This is a genomic window from Pseudomonas gingeri, assembly GCF_013386115.1.
In the GTDB taxonomy this organism is placed as follows: Bacteria; Pseudomonadota; Gammaproteobacteria; order Pseudomonadales; family Pseudomonadaceae; genus Aquipseudomonas; species Aquipseudomonas gingeri.
The window spans coordinates 136380-151012 of sequence record NZ_JACAOR010000015.1; the positions used below are offsets into that span (position 1 = coordinate 136380).

The window sequence follows — 14633 nt, forward strand, 5'->3', positions numbered from 1 at the left end:
CTGGATACGCTGAGCGGGATGGCCGGTCATACGGCTGCAAAGCCTCGATTTAACAGATATAATCCCGCTCTTTGCTGCATGGCCCGACTCTGGGCTCGGGCAGCAGTGATGTCGTTATCTGATTGTCGAGACGCCCCATGCCCATGTACGACTACCAATGCGCTTCCTGTGGTCATCAGTTGGAAGCCATTCAGAAAATCAGCGCCGCCCCTCTGGTCGATTGCCCTGCTTGCCAGGCGCCAGAATTGAAAAAGATGCTTTCGATGCCCGGCTTCCGCCTCAGCGGCAGCGGCTGGTACGAAACCGATTTCAAGACCGGTGCCAAGAAAAACCTGGCCGGTGGCGACAAAGCCGACTGAAAATGAGTCACACGAGCGGGCTCTTGCGCGCTACAGGCACTACAGTACGCAAGACCTCCACCGAATTCGAATTACGAGAAGTGAAACCACGACCATGATGCGCAGCCATTATTGCGGCCAACTGAACGAGAGCCTGGAAGGCCAGGAAGTCACCCTTTGCGGATGGGTCCACCGTCGTCGCGACCATGGCGGGGTGATTTTCCTCGATATCCGTGACCGCGAAGGTCTGGCCCAGGTGGTCTTCGATCCGGATCGCGCCGACACCTTTGCCGCCGCCGATCGCGTGCGCAGTGAATACGTGGTGAAGATCACCGGCAAGGTGCGCCTGCGTCCGGCCGGTGCCGGCAACGCCAACATGGCTTCCGGTGCAATCGAAGTGCTGGGCTACGAGCTGGAAGTGCTGAACGAAGCGGAAACCCCGCCGTTCCCGCTCAACGAGTACTCCGATGTCGGCGAGGAAACCCGCCTGCGCTATCGCTTTATCGACCTGCGTCGCCCGGAAATGGCCGAGAAGCTGCGCCTGCGTTCGCGCATGACCACCAGCATTCGTCGTTACCTGGACGAAAACGGCTTCCTCGACGTCGAGACGCCGATCCTGACCCGTGCGACTCCGGAAGGCGCCCGCGACTACCTGGTACCGAGCCGTACCCACCCCGGCAGCTTCTTCGCCCTGCCACAGTCGCCACAGCTGTTCAAGCAACTGCTGATGGTGGCCGGTTTCGACCGTTACTACCAGATCGCCAAGTGCTTCCGCGACGAAGACCTGCGTGCCGACCGCCAGCCGGAATTCACCCAGATCGACATCGAGACCAGTTTCCTCGATGAAAAAGACATCATGGGGCTGACCGAAGGCATGATCCGCAACCTGTTCAAGGAAGTGCTGGATCTGGAATTCGGCGAATTCCCGCACATGACCTGGGACGAGGCCATGCGTCGCTACGGCTCCGACAAGCCGGACCTGCGTATCCCGCTGGAACTGGTGGACGTTGCCGACCAGCTCAAGGATGTCGAATTCAAGGTGTTCAGCGGTCCGGCCAACGACCCGAAATGCCGTGTGGCAGCCTTGCGCGTGCCGGGTGCGGCGAGCATGCCGCGCAGCAAGATCGACGACTACACCAAGTTCGTCGGCATCTACGGTGCCAAGGGCCTGGCGTACATCAAGGTCAACGAGCGCGCCAAGGGCGTGGAAGGCTTGCAGTCGCCGATCGTCAAGAACATCCCCGAGGCCAACCTCAACGTGATCCTCGATCGCGTCGGTGCGGTCGATGGCGATATCGTGTTCTTCGGTGCCGACAAGTCCAAGATCGTCAGCGAGGCCCTGGGCGCGCTGCGGATCAAGGTCGGTCATGACCTCGAGTTGCTGACCAGCCAGTGGGCGCCGATGTGGGTCGTCGACTTCCCGATGTTCGAAGAGAACGAAGACGGCAGCTTCACCGCCCTGCATCACCCGTTCACCGCGCCGAAGTGCTCGCCGGAAGAGTTGGAGGCCAACCCGGCCACCGCGTTGTCCCGCGCCTACGACATGGTCCTGAACGGCACCGAGCTGGGTGGCGGTTCGATCCGTATCCATCGCAAGGAAATGCAACAGGCGGTATTCCGCCTGCTGGGTATCAGCGAAGCGGAACAGGAAGAGAAGTTCGGCTTCCTGCTCGATGCACTGAAGTACGGTGCTCCACCCCACGGTGGCCTGGCCTTCGGTCTCGACCGCCTGGTGATGCTGATGACCGGTGCCCAGTCGATCCGCGAAGTGATCGCCTTCCCGAAAACCCAGAGCGCGGCCTGTGTCATGACCCAGGCACCGGGCCTGGTGGACGCCAAGGCACTGCGCGAGCTGCATATCCGCCTGCGCGAAACACCCAAGGCCGAGTAACCCGGTCCTGGCGGGCGCATCCTCGGATGCGCCCTTTCTTTTATACAGGTCGAAAATTCTGTTTGCCGGCCGGCGCCGACTGCGTGGCGGGCAATGTTTCAAGGCAATCTTTCAAAGAGCACCGGAGCGAGTTATGGCGGGTCATTCCAAGTGGGCGAACATCAAGCACCGCAAAGAACGTCAGGATGCCAAGAAGGGCAAGATCTTCACCAAGTGGATTCGCGAGCTGACCGTTGCTGCCCGCCAGGGTGGTGCTGAGCCGGGCTCCAACCCACGTCTGCGCCTGGCCCTGGACAAGGCCCTGGGCGCGAACATGAGTCGTGACATCATCGATCGTGCCGTCGCCCGTGGTGCCGGTGCCGCCGACACCGATGACATGGTCGAGCTGAGCTATGAAGGCTATGGTCCGGGCGGTGTGGCGGTCATGGTCGAATGCATGACCGATAACCGCAACCGCACCGCCGCTGCCGTGCGTCATGCTTTCAGCAAGTGTGGCGGCAACCTCGGCACCGATGGCTCCGTGGCCTATCTGTTCGAACGCAAGGGGCAGATCTCCTTTGCCCCGGGCGTCGACGAGGATGCCCTGATGGAAGCCGCGATGGAGGCCGATGCCGATGACGTGGTGACCAACGAAGACGGCTCCATTGATGTCTTCACCTCGTTTGCCGGCTTCTACGCGGTGCGCAACGCCCTGGAGGCGGCCGGGTTCAAGGCTGGTGACGCGGAAATCGTCATGCTGCCGACCACCAGTGCCGAACTCGATCTCGAGGGCGCGGAAAAGGTCCTGAAGATGATCGATATGCTCGAAGACCTGGATGACGTGCAAAACGTCTATTCCAACGCGGAGATTCCCGAGGCCGTGCTGGAACAGCTCGGCTGAGCGACACATGCCCCTGCGTGGCAGGGGCATTCTCCGGTTGCCGCGGGGAGGGGCGGGTGTCCTCTGGGCAGCACTCTATCGACCTGCATGCATATACAGTAGATACTGCGCGTCATTGGCAGGCTTTCTCGATCAAACCGCAGGCGTTATGACTCTTATTCTTGGTATCGACCCGGGTTCGCGGATTACCGGTTACGGTGTGGTCCGCGACACCGGGCGTGGCTGTGTCTATGTGGCCTCGGGCTGCATCCGCACCGGCAGCGGCGAGCTGCATGAGCGCTTGCAGGTGGTCTACCGCAGCGTGCGCGAGGTGATCCAGACCTATGGCCCGGTGACCATGGGCATCGAAAAGGTGTTCATGGCAAAGAACGCCGATTCGGCGCTCAAGCTCGGCCAGGCGCGCGGCGCGGCGATTGTCGCCGGTGCCGAGGAGAACCTGGAGATTGCCGAGTACACGGCGACCCAGGTCAAGCAGGCGGTGGCCGGTACGGGCGGCGCCAACAAGGAACAGGTGATGATGATGGTGATGCACCTGCTCAAATTGACCAGCAAGCCACAGGTTGACGCCTCGGATGCCCTGGCGATCGCCTTGTGCCATGCGCACACGCGTTCGAGCCTGTTGCCCCATGGATTGGGGGCGGCACGGACCCGTGGCGGTCGCCTGCGTCTCTGATAGCATCATCAGCTTAAACAATTTTGCTTGCCGATAGAGTGTCTTGCCGGATGATGGCAGGTCTATCGTTCTGTTCATCAGCCCCCGGCCTGGCCGGAAACAAGGATCTGATACGTGATTGGACGCTTGCGCGGCACCCTGGCTGAAAAACAGCCACCGCACCTTATCCTGGATGTGAATGGCCTCGGCTATGAGCTGGAGGTCCCGATGACCACGCTCTATCGTCTGCCGTCGGTCGGCGAACCGCTGACGCTGCACACCCATTTGGTCGTGCGCGAGGATGCCCAGTTACTCTATGGCTTTGTCGGCAAGCGTGAGCGCGACTTCTTTCGCGAGCTGATCCGCCTCAATGGTGTCGGGCCCAAGCTGGCGCTGGCGTTGATGTCCAGCCTGGAGGTCGATGAGCTGGTGCGCTGTGTGTCGGCCCAGGACACCTCGGCGTTGGTCAAGGTGCCGGGGGTGGGCAAGAAGACCGCCGAGCGCCTGCTGGTCGAGCTCAAGGACCGTTTCAAGGCCTGGGAGACCGTGCCTAGCATGTTTGCCCTGGTACCGAACCAGCCGGACGGTGCGCCGCCGGTGCCGGTCGCCAGCGCCGAGACCGATGCGGTCAGCGCGCTGATTTCCCTGGGCTACAAGCCACAGGAAGCCAGCAAGGCCGTGTCTGCCATCAAAGAGAAAGGCTTGAGCAGCGAAGATATGATTCGTCGCGCCCTGAAGGGAATGATTTAAGTGATTGAAGCCGATCGTTTGATAGCCGCTTCCAGCGGGCGTGACCGCGAGGAGGTCCAGGACCGGGCGATTCGTCCGTTGAGCCTGGCCGAGTACATCGGTCAGCCCACGGTCAAGGAGCAGATGGAGCTGTTTATCCAGGCCGCCCGCGGTCGCAACGAATCCCTCGACCACACCCTGATCTTCGGGCCGCCGGGGTTGGGCAAGACCACCCTGGCCAATATCATTGCCCAGGAAATGGGCGTGTCGATCAAGAGCACTTCCGGACCGGTGCTCGAACGGGCGGGGGACCTGGCGGCGCTGCTGACCAACCTCGAGCCCCATGATGTGCTGTTCATCGACGAAATCCACCGCCTGTCGCCTATCGTCGAGGAGGTGTTGTATCCGGCCATGGAAGACTTCCAGCTCGACATCATGATCGGCGAGGGCCCGGCCGCGCGCTCGATCAAGCTGGATCTGCCGCCGTTCACCCTGGTCGGCGCGACCACCCGTGCGGGGATGTTGACCAACCCGTTGCGTGACCGCTTCGGTATCGTGCAGCGTCTTGAGTTCTATAGCACCGCGGATCTGGCGACCATCGTCAGTCGTTCGGCGGGGATCCTCGGGTTGCCGCTGGATCCCGACGGTGCCTTCGAGATCGCCCGGCGTGCCCGCGGTACGCCGCGGATCGCCAACCGGCTGCTGCGGCGGGTCCGTGATTTCGCCGAGGTGCGGGCCAAGGGGCATATCACCAAGGCGGTCGCGGACCTGGCGTTGAACCTGCTGGATGTCGACGAACACGGTTTCGATCATCAGGATCGGCGCCTGTTGCTGACCATGATCGAGAAGTTCGACGGTGGCCCGGTGGGCGTGGACAGCCTGGCGGCGGCGATCAGCGAGGAGCGACACACGATCGAGGATGTGCTCGAGCCCTACCTGATCCAGCAGGGCTATATCATGCGCACCCCCCGTGGTCGCGTGGTCACCCGGCATGCGTACCTGCACTTCGGTTTGAACATTCCCTCGCGCCTGGGTGAAATGCCCGTGGCAGACGAGTTTCTGGATGCGCTGGATGAGTAAAGACGGGACAGGGGCTGATTTATTCGGTGTTTGCGTTGTCCGAAGGGCACGTGTCACGAATCTTCATGCAAAAGTATGAAAAACAGTTGCCTGGCCGGATTGGCAACCTGAGGAGTAAGCACTAGAGTATGCGCGCGCAAAACGGGGTTCAGTCGTTCGCACATCGCTGTCGCGTTTATTACGAGGACACCGATGCCGGCGGCATCGTGTATTACGTTAATTACCTTAAGTTCATGGAGCGGGCTCGAACCGAGCGGCTGAGGGAGCTGGGCTTTGCCCAATCCGAGCTGGTGGGGGAGAACCTGTTGTTCGTCGTGCATTCCAGCGAAGCGCGTTACCACGTGCCGGCGCGACTGGACGACGAGCTGTTGATCAGCGCGGATGTCATTGAATTGAACCGTGCGAGCCTGCGTTTCAAGCAGCAGGTTCGGCGGGCAACGGATTTAACGCTGCTCTGCGAAGGGCAGTTTCTGGTGGCGTGTGTACGCGCCGACAGTTTGAAACCCCGGGCCATTCCAGAAGCCTTGCGGTCGGCCTTTGCCGACTCAAGCGGCGCGGGTACTCACTTAGAGCAGGAGATAAAGCGTGGAAGCTAACGTCGTCGACCATTCCTCCATGTGGAGCTTGGTCAGCAATGCCAGCATCGTGGTGCAATTGGTCATGCTGATCCTGGTGGCTGCCTCAGTCACCTCGTGGATCATGATTTTCCAGCGCAGCAACCTGCTGCGCGCCGGTCGTCGCGCCCTGGAGAGCTTCGAGGAGCGCTTCTGGTCAGGTATCGACCTGTCCAAGCTGTACCGTCAGGCCGGCAGCAACCCGGATCCGGATTCGGGTGTCGAGCAGATCTTCCGCGCCGGCTTCAAGGAGTTCTCCCGCCTGCGCCAGCAACCGGGTGTCGATCCGGAAGCGGTCATGGAAGGTGTGTCCCGTGCCATGCGCGTCGCCATTTCCCGTGAAGAAGAAAAGCTCGAGCAGAGCTTGCCGTTCCTCGCGACCGTGGGTTCCGTCAGCCCGTATATCGGCCTGTTCGGCACCGTCTGGGGGATCATGAACTCCTTCCGCGGCCTGGCGACTGCCCAGCAGGCGACCCTCGCCACCGTGGCACCGGGTATCTCCGAGGCCCTGGTGGCCACGGCGATCGGCCTGTTCGCGGCGATCCCGGCGGTTATCGCCTACAACCGCTTCGCCGCCCGCGGTGAAACGCTGATCAGCCGTTACTACACCTTCGCCGACGAGTTCCAGGCGATCCTGCACCGTAAAGTGCACACCAGCGAAGAGTGAGCAGGTAAATCCCCATGGCCCGAGTTCGCCACAAACGCAAGCCGGTTGCCGAGATGAACGTGGTGCCATACATCGACGTGATGTTGGTATTGCTGGTTATCTTCATGGTTACCGCACCGATGCTCAACCAGGGTGTGAAAGTCGATCTGCCCAAGGTTTCCAGCGAAGCCTTGCCGCAGGACAACAACACCCAGGTCCTGACCATTTCGATCAAGGCTGACAAGACCTACTACTGGAACCTTGGCAGTGAAGTCGACACCGAAAAGCAGCAGGACAAGGCCATGACCTTGCCGCAGATGACCGACGCCGTGACCAAGATCATTCGCGCCGGCAACGAAGGCGGCAAGCATACCCAGGTCTTCATTCGTGGCGACAAGACCGTCGACTACGGCGCCGTCATGGGTGCCATGGGCGGTCTGCAGAAAGCTGGGGTCGGTAATGTTGGCTTGATTACCGAGGCGCCCTGATGCACCAACAGCGAGAGCCGTCCGCCTCGGAAAGCTACTTCTGGCCCAGCGTCTGGGCGATAGGCCTGCACGTCCTGATTTTTGGCATGCTGTTCGCCAGCTTCGCCATGACTCCGGAACTGCCGCCGGCCAAGCCGATCGTCCAGGCGACCCTGTACCAGCTGAAATCGAAAAGTCAGGCAACCACCCAGACCAATCAGAAGATTGCGGGTGAGGCGAAGAAATCCGCCGCGCGCCAGACCGAAGTCGAGCAGATGGAACAGAAGAAGGTCGAGCAGGAAGCGATAAAGGCAGCGGAACAAAAGAAAGAAGAGGCGGCTCAAAAGGCCGAAGAAGCGAAAAAGGCTGACGAAGCCAAGAAAGCGGATGAGGCGAAGAAGGCTGACGAAGCCAAGAAAGCCGACGACGCGAAGAAGGCTGCCGAAGCGAAAAAGGCTGAAGAGAAACAATTGGCTGATATAGCCAAGAAGAAAGCCGAAGAAGAAGCCAAGCAGGCCGCTGAAGAAGAGGCCAAGAAAAAGGCCGCTGACGAAGCGAAGAAAAAGATAGTCGAAGACGCGAAGAAGAAAGCCGCGGAAGACGCCAAGAAGAAAGCTGAAGCTGAAGAGGCGAAGAAGAAAGTCGCCGAAGACGCGAAGAAGAAAGCAGCAGCCGATGCGGCGAAGAAAAAGTCGCAGGACGCCGCGCGTAAATCCGCCGAAGAGAAGAAGGCGCAAGCCCTGGCCGATTTGCTTTCCGATACGCCGCAGCGTCAGCAGGCCCTGGCGGATGAGCAGGGCGATGAAACCGCGGGCAGTTTCGACGATCTGATTCGCTCCCGTGCCGCGGAAGGCTGGGCTCGTCCGCCTTCGGCACGTAAAGGGATGACGGTGGTGCTGCAGATCGGCATGTTGCCGGACGGTACCGTGACTACGGTCTCGGTGGCCAAGTCCAGTGGTGACGGTCCGTTTGACGCATCGGCGGTAGCGGCGGTCAAGAATATTGGTCGTTTGACAGAAATGCAGGGAATGAAACCGAGCGACTTCGCTCCTTATCGTTCATTCAAGATGACATTCACACCTGAGGATCTAGCCTTGTGAGAAACCTTCTTCGAGGAATGCTTGTCGTGATCTGCTGCCTGGCAGGGATGGCGGTAGCAGATGAAAAGAACATTCTGGTCACCAGTGGCAGTGACCGGGCCACGCCGATCGCGGTGGTTCCGTTCGGTTGGCAGGGCGGCAGCGTCCTGCCGGACGACATGGCCCAGATTATCGGCGACGACCTGCGTAACTCCGGTTACTACTCGCCGATCCCGAAGCAGAACATGATCAGCCTGCCGACCCAGGCCAGCGAAGTCATCTACCGTGACTGGAAGGCCCTGGGCGCCCAGTACATCATGGTCGGCAGCATTGTTCCTGCGGGCGGTCGCCTGCAGGTGCAGTACGCGCTGTTCAACGTCGCCACCGAGCAGCAAGTGCTGACCGGCAGCGTGTCGGGCACGGCCGAGCAACTGCGGGACATGTCGCACTACATCGCCGACCAGTCGTTCGAAAAACTCACCGGCATCAAGGGTGCGTTCTCCACCCGCATGCTGTACGTGACGGCCGAACGCTTCTCGGTGAACAACACCCGCTACACCCTGCAGCGTTCGGACTACGACGGTGCGCGTGCGGTGACCCTGCTGCAATCGCGCGAGCCGATCCTTTCGCCACGTTTTGCGCCGGACGGCAAGCGTATCGCCTATGTCTCGTTCGAGCAGAAGCGTCCGCGGATCTTCGTCCAGCACATCGACACCGGTCGTCGTGAGCAGATCACCAACTTCGAAGGCCTGAACGGCGCGCCAGCCTGGTCGCCGGATGGCACGCGCCTGGCGTTCGTGCTGTCCAAGGACGGTAACCCGGATATCTACGTGATGAACCTGGCCTCGCGTCAGATCAGTCGCGTGACCAGCGGTCCCGGCATCAACACCGAGCCGTTCTGGGGCAAGGATGGCTCGACCATCTACTTCACCTCCGACCGCGGCGGCAAGCCACAGATCTACAAGACCAACGTCAATGGCGGTGGTGCCGAGCGCGTGACCTTCATCGGTAACTACAACGCCAACCCGAAACTGTCGGCCGATGAAAAAACGCTGGTGATGATCCATCGTCAGGATGGCTTCACCAATTTCCGCGTGGCGGCTCAGGATTTGCAGCGCGGTAGCGTAAAAATCCTTACAGACACCAACCTTGATGAGTCAGCTACTGTCGCGCCCAACGGCACCATGGTAATCTACGCCACCGCCCAGCAGGGCCGGGGAGTCTTGATGCTCGTGTCCATCAACGGACGCGTAAGGCTCCCGCTTCCTACCGCACAAGGCGAAGTCAGAGAACCTTCCTGGTCCCCTTACCTGAACTGACGCGGCGCTATACGTTTTACTTAACACACTGGGGTTCATTAGGAGTTTCACGATGGAAATGCTGAAGTTTGGTAAATTTGCTGCGCTGGCTCTGGCCATGGCTGTAGCTGTAGGTTGCTCGTCCAAAGGCGGCGACAACGCCGGTCAAGGCGCTGTTGATCCAAACGCTGGTTACGGCGCTAACACTGGTGCTGTTGATGGCTCCCTGAGCGAAGAAGCTGCTCTGCGCGCAATCACCACCTTCTACTTCGAATACGACAGCTCGGACCTGAAGCCAGAAGCCATGCGCGCTCTGGACGTTCACGCCAAGGACCTGAAAGCCAACGGCGCTCGCGTCGTTCTGGAAGGCAACACCGACGAACGTGGTACTCGTGAGTACAACATGGCACTGGGCGAGCGTCGTGCGAAAGCCGTTCAGCGCTACCTGGTACTGCAAGGTGTTTCCCCAGCTCAGCTGGAACTGGTTTCCTACGGTAAAGAGCGTCCAGTTGCTACTGGCCACGACGAACAGTCCTGGGCTCAAAACCGTCGCGTCGAACTGCGTAAGTAATTCGTCATGCGAACGTGCCGTCGTGCTGTAACTGTATTGGCTCTCAGTCTCATGCCGCTTGCGGCGTGGGCTGCGGTTCCTGTGGTCGATGACAACTCCGGCTATAACAATGGCGGTGGGAGTTATCCTCCAGCGGGTTACGGTACGAACGGCGCCTATGCCGGGGGAGGGGTTTCGGCCCCTGTCTCGGCACAGGGCGAACTGTTCAACCAATTGCAACGCATGCAGGAACAACTTGCGCAGCAACAGGGCGTAATCGAAGTTCTGCAAAATGATGTAGCGCGCATGAAGCAGGAAAACCTGGAGCGATACCAGGATCTTGACCGGCGCATAGGCAGTGGCGGCGCTCCGGCGGCTGCGGCTCCTGATAATTCTTCCAGCGGTGGCGATGTCAATGCCACCGCCGGTGCTGCACCTGCTGCTCAGGCCCCTGCGGCCAGCAGTGAACCAGGCGATCCGGCGAAGGAAAAGCTGTACTACGACGCCGCCTTCGACCTGATCAAGGCCAAGGATTTCGACAAGGCCAGCCAGGCGTTCAGCGCTTTCCTGCGCAAATACCCGAACAGCCAGTACGCGGGCAACGCGCAATACTGGCTGGGTGAAGTGAACCTGGCCAAGGGTGACCTGCAAGGTGCCGGCCAGGCGTTTGCCAAGGTCAGCCAGTTGTATCCCAAGCATGCCAAGGTGCCTGACTCGCTGTACAAGCTGGCTGACGTAGAGCGTCGCCTGGGTCATACCGACAAGGTCAAGGGCATTCTGCAGCAGGTGGTTTCCCAGTATCCGGGGACATCGGCTGCCCAGCTGGCTCAACGGGACCTGCAGCGCATGTGATGTGCTGAAGGCCCGAATCAAGAAACCCGCGCTTGTCGCGGGTTTTTTCGTTAGAATTGATGCCCTTTTTTATGAAACACGCTGCTCTGGACTATGCGATCGCAGGTTCATTGCGGTGCCTGACGGAGGCGGACAGCCTGTTTAGCTGTTACGCCCGTGGCGGATATGCAAGACACATTGAGAATTACCGAAGTTTTTTACTCGTTACAGGGTGAAACGCGGACTGCTGGGCTGCCCACAGTGTTCGTGCGCCTGACGGGTTGCCCCCTGCGCTGCCAGTACTGCGACAGCGCCTACGCTTTCAGCGGCGGCACGCTGATGTCGCTGGACAGCATCCTCGACCAGGTTGCCGGCTACCGGCCACGCTATGTCTGCGTGACAGGCGGCGAGCCGCTGGCCCAGCCCAACGCCATTCCCCTGCTCAAGCGGCTCTGTGACGCCGGTTATGAGGTTTCCCTGGAAACCAGTGGCTCGCTGGATATCTCGGCGGTGGATACGCGCGTCAGCCGCGTGGTCGACCTGAAGACGCCGGGCTCCAGGGAGGCGCATCGCAACCGCTACGAGAATATCGAGTTGCTGACCGCCAACGATCAGGTCAAGTTCGTCATCTGTTCCCGTGAAGACTACGACTGGTCGGTGTCCAAGCTGATCCAGTACGGTCTGGAGAAGCGGGCCGGCGAAGTGTTGTTCTCGCCGAGCCATCACGATTTGCCGGCGCGTGAACTGGCGGACTGGATCGTGGCGGACAATCTTCCCGTGCGCTTGCAGATGCAGTTGCACAAATATCTTTGGAATGATGAACCGGGACGTTGATATGACCCTGCAAGCAAGTACTGAAAAGAAAGCGGTAATCCTGCTGTCCGGCGGCCTTGATTCGGCGACCGTGGTGGCCATGGCGCGCGCCGAGGGCTACAGCTGCTACACCATGAGTTTCGACTACGGCCAGCGTCACCGCGCCGAGTTGCAGGCCGCCGAGCGGGTGGCACGGGACCAGGGCGTGATCGAGCACAAGGTCATCGGCCTGAACCTCAACGGTATCGGTGGTTCGGCCCTGACCGACAGCTCCATCGATGTGCCCGAGACACCGGGCGAGGGCATTCCGGTGACCTACGTGCCGGCCCGCAACACCGTGTTCCTGTCCCTGGCGCTGGGCTGGGCGGAAGTGCTGGGCGCGCGCGACATCTTTATCGGTGTGAACGCGGTGGATTACTCCGGTTACCCGGATTGCCGTCCCGAGTTCGTCGCGGCCTTCGAAACCCTGGCCAACCTGGCGACCAAGGCTGGCGTCGAGGGCGATGGTTTCCGTATCTGGGCCCCGCTGCAGAACCTGAGCAAGGCCGATATCGTCCAGGCCGGGATCAAGCTGGGAGTCGACTATTCGCTGACCGTATCCTGCTATCAGGCGGATGCTAACGGCTTTGCATGTGGGAAATGTGACAGCTGCCGCCTGCGTGCAGAAGGCTTCGCAGCAGCCGGAATCAGCGACCCAACGCGTTATTTTTGATTTTTTTCATTTAAGGTGTTGAATTCCCGTTAGAAATCAGTATTATACGCGCCACCACACAGCGGGTCGTTAGCTCAGTTGGTAGAGCAGTTGGCTTTTAACCAATTGGTCGTAGGTTCGAATCCCACACGACCCACCATATTTGTTGTAGAAGAAAATCCGGAAAGCCCACGCAAGTGAGGATTTCCGGATTTTTTTTGCCTGCCACAAAGCGAATGATCTTCCCCTGTCTAGCGCATCCTCCTGCGTATCACTTCCGGATCCCGCCTGCTCTCAGCAAATGGGCGGATGCATCGTGCGTCTGCTCTGCAGCCTGTATCTGAATGGACACAATGTGCAACATTTGTTGACGCCAGAGATGCGTCTCTCTACCATCGTGACATCATATTGATATCAACTTTTGTTTCGAGGGATCGGGGCTGTTTGCACTCGTCTTCATGACGAGGCTGTGCGCTGTGAACTCCTTCACGCCTTCGCGCATCGAGACACCACATGGACGTCCGTCAGTTCGCCTTCCTCGCGGGTCAACCTTCTGCGGCCCTGAAAAAACGTGAGCACTTCCTGGGACTGCCCAAGCGCGGCCTGGCGTTCCTGTTGGCGAACGTGATGTTCTGGCAGCCGCTGTGGGCCCAGGCGAACGGCATCGTGGTCAGTGCACCAGGGACTTCGCTTGGGCAAGCGGCAAACGGCGTACCTATCGTCAATATCGCTGCACCGAATGCCAGCGGCCTGTCGCACAACCAATTCAAGGATTACAACGTCGGCGCCAACGGGGTCATCCTCAACAACTCGACGCAGAACCTGCAAAGCACCCAGTTGGGTGGCTACATCCTCGGCAACAGCAACCTCAACGGTCGTGCCGCCACCACCATCCTCAACGAAGTCAACGGCGGTAGCCCCAGCCAGTTGCGCGGCTACACCGAAGTGGCGGGGCAGTCGGCCCATGTGATCGTCGCCAACCCTTACGGCATCAGTTGCAGCGGCTGCGGCTTCATCAACACGCCGCAGGCGACCCTGACCACCGGCAAGGCGGTGATCACCAACGGCCAGGTGTCGGGTTATCAGGTCGACCAGGGCAGCGTGTCCATCGAAGGCGCCGGGCTTAACGCCAACAATATCGACCAGTTCGAAATCATCACCCGCTCGGCCCGGCTCAATGCCGAGATCCAGGCGAAGAACCTGGCGATCATTGCCGGCGCCAACGATGTCGATGCCAAAACGCTGAAGGCCACCGCCCGCACGGCCAATCCCGCCAATGCGCCGCAACTGGCCATCGACTCCTCGGCGCTGGGCGGCATGTACGCCGGGGCGATCAAGCTGGTGGGCACCGAAGCCGGTGTCGGGGTCAAGCTCGACGGCAAGATGGTCGCCAGTGGTGGCGATATCCAACTCGATGCCAACGGCCATCTGAGCATGGTCGACACGGCGGCGAGCGGAGCGGTCAATGTCAAGGCCCAGAGCCTGGAAGCCAAGGGCCCGGTCTACGCCGGCACCACCCTGGACATGCAAACCCAGGGCGACCTGAGCAGCCAGAACAACCTGGTCGCCAAGGACCGCATCACGCTGAGCAGCGGCGGCCAGTTGAGCAACAACGGCATCATCGAAGCCGGGGTCAACCTCGACAACACCCGCAACACCGACGCCGATGTCAGCATCAGCGTGCAGAACCTCAACAACGCCGGCAAAACCATCCTTGCCAGCCGTGACCTGTCGATTACCACCACACAAACCCTGAACAACCAGGGCGGCACCCTGAGCGGCCAGCGCCAGACCACGGTCACCGCCGGCACCCTCGACAACCAGAACAAGGGCCGGGTACTCAGCGCTGCGCAACTCAACCTGACCGCCGACAAGGCACTGAACGGGCAGGGCGGCCTGATCAACAGCGCCAGCCAACTGACCGCCACCCTGGGGCACCTGAACAACAATGGCGGTGAAGTCTCCAGCCAGGACAGCAGCACGCTGGTGCTGGGCTCGATGGATAACCTCACCGGCCTGGTCATGGCCGAGAACATCCTCGACATCACAGCTACCGGCGCGGTGAACAATCAGG

Annotated in this window: 16 protein-coding genes and 1 tRNA gene; all 17 read left to right on the forward strand. The window is 60.4% G+C overall.

The genetic code is table 11. The features are described 5' to 3' along the window. The first annotated feature begins 137 nt into the window (after positions 1–137). Positions 138–359 (forward strand): FmdB family zinc ribbon protein, encoded by a 222-nt coding sequence (locus HX881_RS30125; RefSeq protein ID WP_003193872.1) that lies wholly within the window; start codon positions 138–140, stop codon positions 357–359. A 94-nt stretch (positions 360–453) separates the two neighbouring features. After that, positions 454–2229 (forward strand): aspartate--tRNA ligase, encoded by a 1776-nt coding sequence (gene aspS / locus HX881_RS30130; RefSeq protein ID WP_177088220.1) that lies wholly within the window; start codon positions 454–456, stop codon positions 2227–2229. A gap of 133 nt (positions 2230–2362) precedes the next feature. Continuing rightward, complete coding sequence (locus HX881_RS30135; RefSeq protein ID WP_017124287.1) at positions 2363–3109, forward strand: YebC/PmpR family DNA-binding transcriptional regulator; 747 nt, start codon at positions 2363–2365, stop codon at positions 3107–3109. A 148-nt stretch (positions 3110–3257) separates the two neighbouring features. Continuing rightward, complete coding sequence (gene ruvC / locus HX881_RS30140; protein WP_177088222.1) at positions 3258–3782, forward strand: crossover junction endodeoxyribonuclease RuvC; 525 nt, start codon at positions 3258–3260, stop codon at positions 3780–3782. A 114-nt stretch (positions 3783–3896) separates the two neighbouring features. Next, a complete protein-coding gene (ruvA, locus tag HX881_RS30145; RefSeq protein WP_017124285.1) occupies positions 3897–4511 on the forward strand; it encodes a Holliday junction branch migration protein RuvA in 615 nt (204 codons plus the stop codon). Then, positions 4512–5570 carry a Holliday junction branch migration DNA helicase RuvB gene (gene ruvB / locus HX881_RS30150; RefSeq protein ID WP_017124284.1) on the forward strand — a complete coding sequence of 353 codons (1059 nt, stop codon included), beginning with the start codon at positions 4512–4514 and terminating at the stop codon, positions 5568–5570. Positions 5571–5698: 128 nt separating this feature from the next. Next, entirely contained in the window at positions 5699–6166 is a 468-nt protein-coding gene (ybgC, locus tag HX881_RS30155; protein ID WP_017124283.1) for a tol-pal system-associated acyl-CoA thioesterase, read from the forward strand. Then, the gene (tolQ, locus tag HX881_RS30160) at positions 6156–6851 is read left to right on the forward strand and encodes a protein TolQ (protein WP_103033137.1); all 696 of its coding nucleotides are present in this window, start codon (positions 6156–6158) and stop codon (positions 6849–6851) included. Before ybgC ends, tolQ begins: the two co-directional genes overlap by 11 nt. Before the next feature lie 14 nt (positions 6852–6865). Beyond that, positions 6866–7318: a protein TolR gene (gene tolR, locus HX881_RS30165; protein ID WP_017124282.1), complete on the forward strand. Its 453-nt coding sequence runs from the start codon at positions 6866–6868 to the stop codon at positions 7316–7318. Next, the gene (gene tolA / locus HX881_RS30170) at positions 7318–8397 is read left to right on the forward strand and encodes a cell envelope integrity protein TolA (protein WP_017124281.1); all 1080 of its coding nucleotides are present in this window, start codon (positions 7318–7320) and stop codon (positions 8395–8397) included. Before tolR ends, tolA begins: the two co-directional genes overlap by 1 nt. Before the next feature lie 47 nt (positions 8398–8444). Further along, complete coding sequence (gene tolB, locus HX881_RS30175) at positions 8445–9695, forward strand: Tol-Pal system beta propeller repeat protein TolB (protein WP_370590988.1); 1251 nt, start codon at positions 8445–8447, stop codon at positions 9693–9695. Positions 9696–9747: 52 nt separating this feature from the next. After that, entirely contained in the window at positions 9748–10245 is a 498-nt protein-coding gene (gene pal / locus HX881_RS30180) for a peptidoglycan-associated lipoprotein Pal (RefSeq protein ID WP_083875268.1), read from the forward strand. Positions 10246–10251: 6 nt separating this feature from the next. Then, positions 10252–11076, forward strand: a complete 825-nt coding sequence (ybgF, locus tag HX881_RS30185; protein ID WP_177088224.1) for a tol-pal system protein YbgF — start codon at positions 10252–10254, stop codon at positions 11074–11076. A gap of 165 nt (positions 11077–11241) precedes the next feature. Then, positions 11242–11889, forward strand: coding sequence for a 7-carboxy-7-deazaguanine synthase QueE (gene queE / locus HX881_RS30190; RefSeq protein ID WP_042934595.1), 648 nt, complete (start codon positions 11242–11244; stop codon positions 11887–11889). Position 11890: 1 nt separating this feature from the next. After that, complete coding sequence (gene queC / locus HX881_RS30195) at positions 11891–12580, forward strand: 7-cyano-7-deazaguanine synthase QueC (RefSeq protein WP_177088226.1); 690 nt, start codon at positions 11891–11893, stop codon at positions 12578–12580. A 63-nt stretch (positions 12581–12643) separates the two neighbouring features. Next, a tRNA-Lys gene (locus HX881_RS30200) sits at positions 12644–12719 on the forward strand. Between the two features lie 353 nt (positions 12720–13072). Beyond that, on the forward strand, positions 13073–14633 hold a 1561-nt coding region (locus HX881_RS30205), incomplete at its 3' end, for a two-partner secretion domain-containing protein (RefSeq protein ID WP_177088228.1).

Excerpts from the sequence above, each read along its gene's own strand:
- ybgF (WP_177088224.1), top strand. The coding sequence starts at position 10,252 with ATGCGAACGTGCCGTCGTGCTGTAACTGTATTGGCTCTCAGTCTCATG.
- tolB (WP_370590988.1), top strand. The coding sequence starts at position 8,445 with ATGGCGGTAGCAGATGAAAAGAACATTCTGGTCACCAGTGGCAGTGAC.
- tolR (WP_017124282.1), top strand. The coding sequence starts at position 6,866 with ATGGCCCGAGTTCGCCACAAACGCAAGCCGGTTGCCGAGATGAACGTG.
- pal (WP_083875268.1), top strand. The coding sequence starts at position 9,748 with ATGGAAATGCTGAAGTTTGGTAAATTTGCTGCGCTGGCTCTGGCCATG.
- aspS (WP_177088220.1), top strand. The coding sequence starts at position 454 with ATGATGCGCAGCCATTATTGCGGCCAACTGAACGAGAGCCTGGAAGGC.
- ybgC (WP_017124283.1), top strand. The coding sequence starts at position 5,699 with ATGCGCGCGCAAAACGGGGTTCAGTCGTTCGCACATCGCTGTCGCGTT.
- HX881_RS30125 (WP_003193872.1), top strand. The coding sequence starts at position 138 with ATGCCCATGTACGACTACCAATGCGCTTCCTGTGGTCATCAGTTGGAA.
- queE (WP_042934595.1), top strand. The coding sequence starts at position 11,242 with ATGCAAGACACATTGAGAATTACCGAAGTTTTTTACTCGTTACAGGGT.
- HX881_RS30135 (WP_017124287.1), top strand. The coding sequence starts at position 2,363 with ATGGCGGGTCATTCCAAGTGGGCGAACATCAAGCACCGCAAAGAACGT.
- queC (WP_177088226.1), top strand. The coding sequence starts at position 11,891 with ATGACCCTGCAAGCAAGTACTGAAAAGAAAGCGGTAATCCTGCTGTCC.
- ruvC (WP_177088222.1), top strand. The coding sequence starts at position 3,258 with ATGACTCTTATTCTTGGTATCGACCCGGGTTCGCGGATTACCGGTTAC.
- tolA (WP_017124281.1), top strand. The coding sequence starts at position 7,318 with ATGCACCAACAGCGAGAGCCGTCCGCCTCGGAAAGCTACTTCTGGCCC.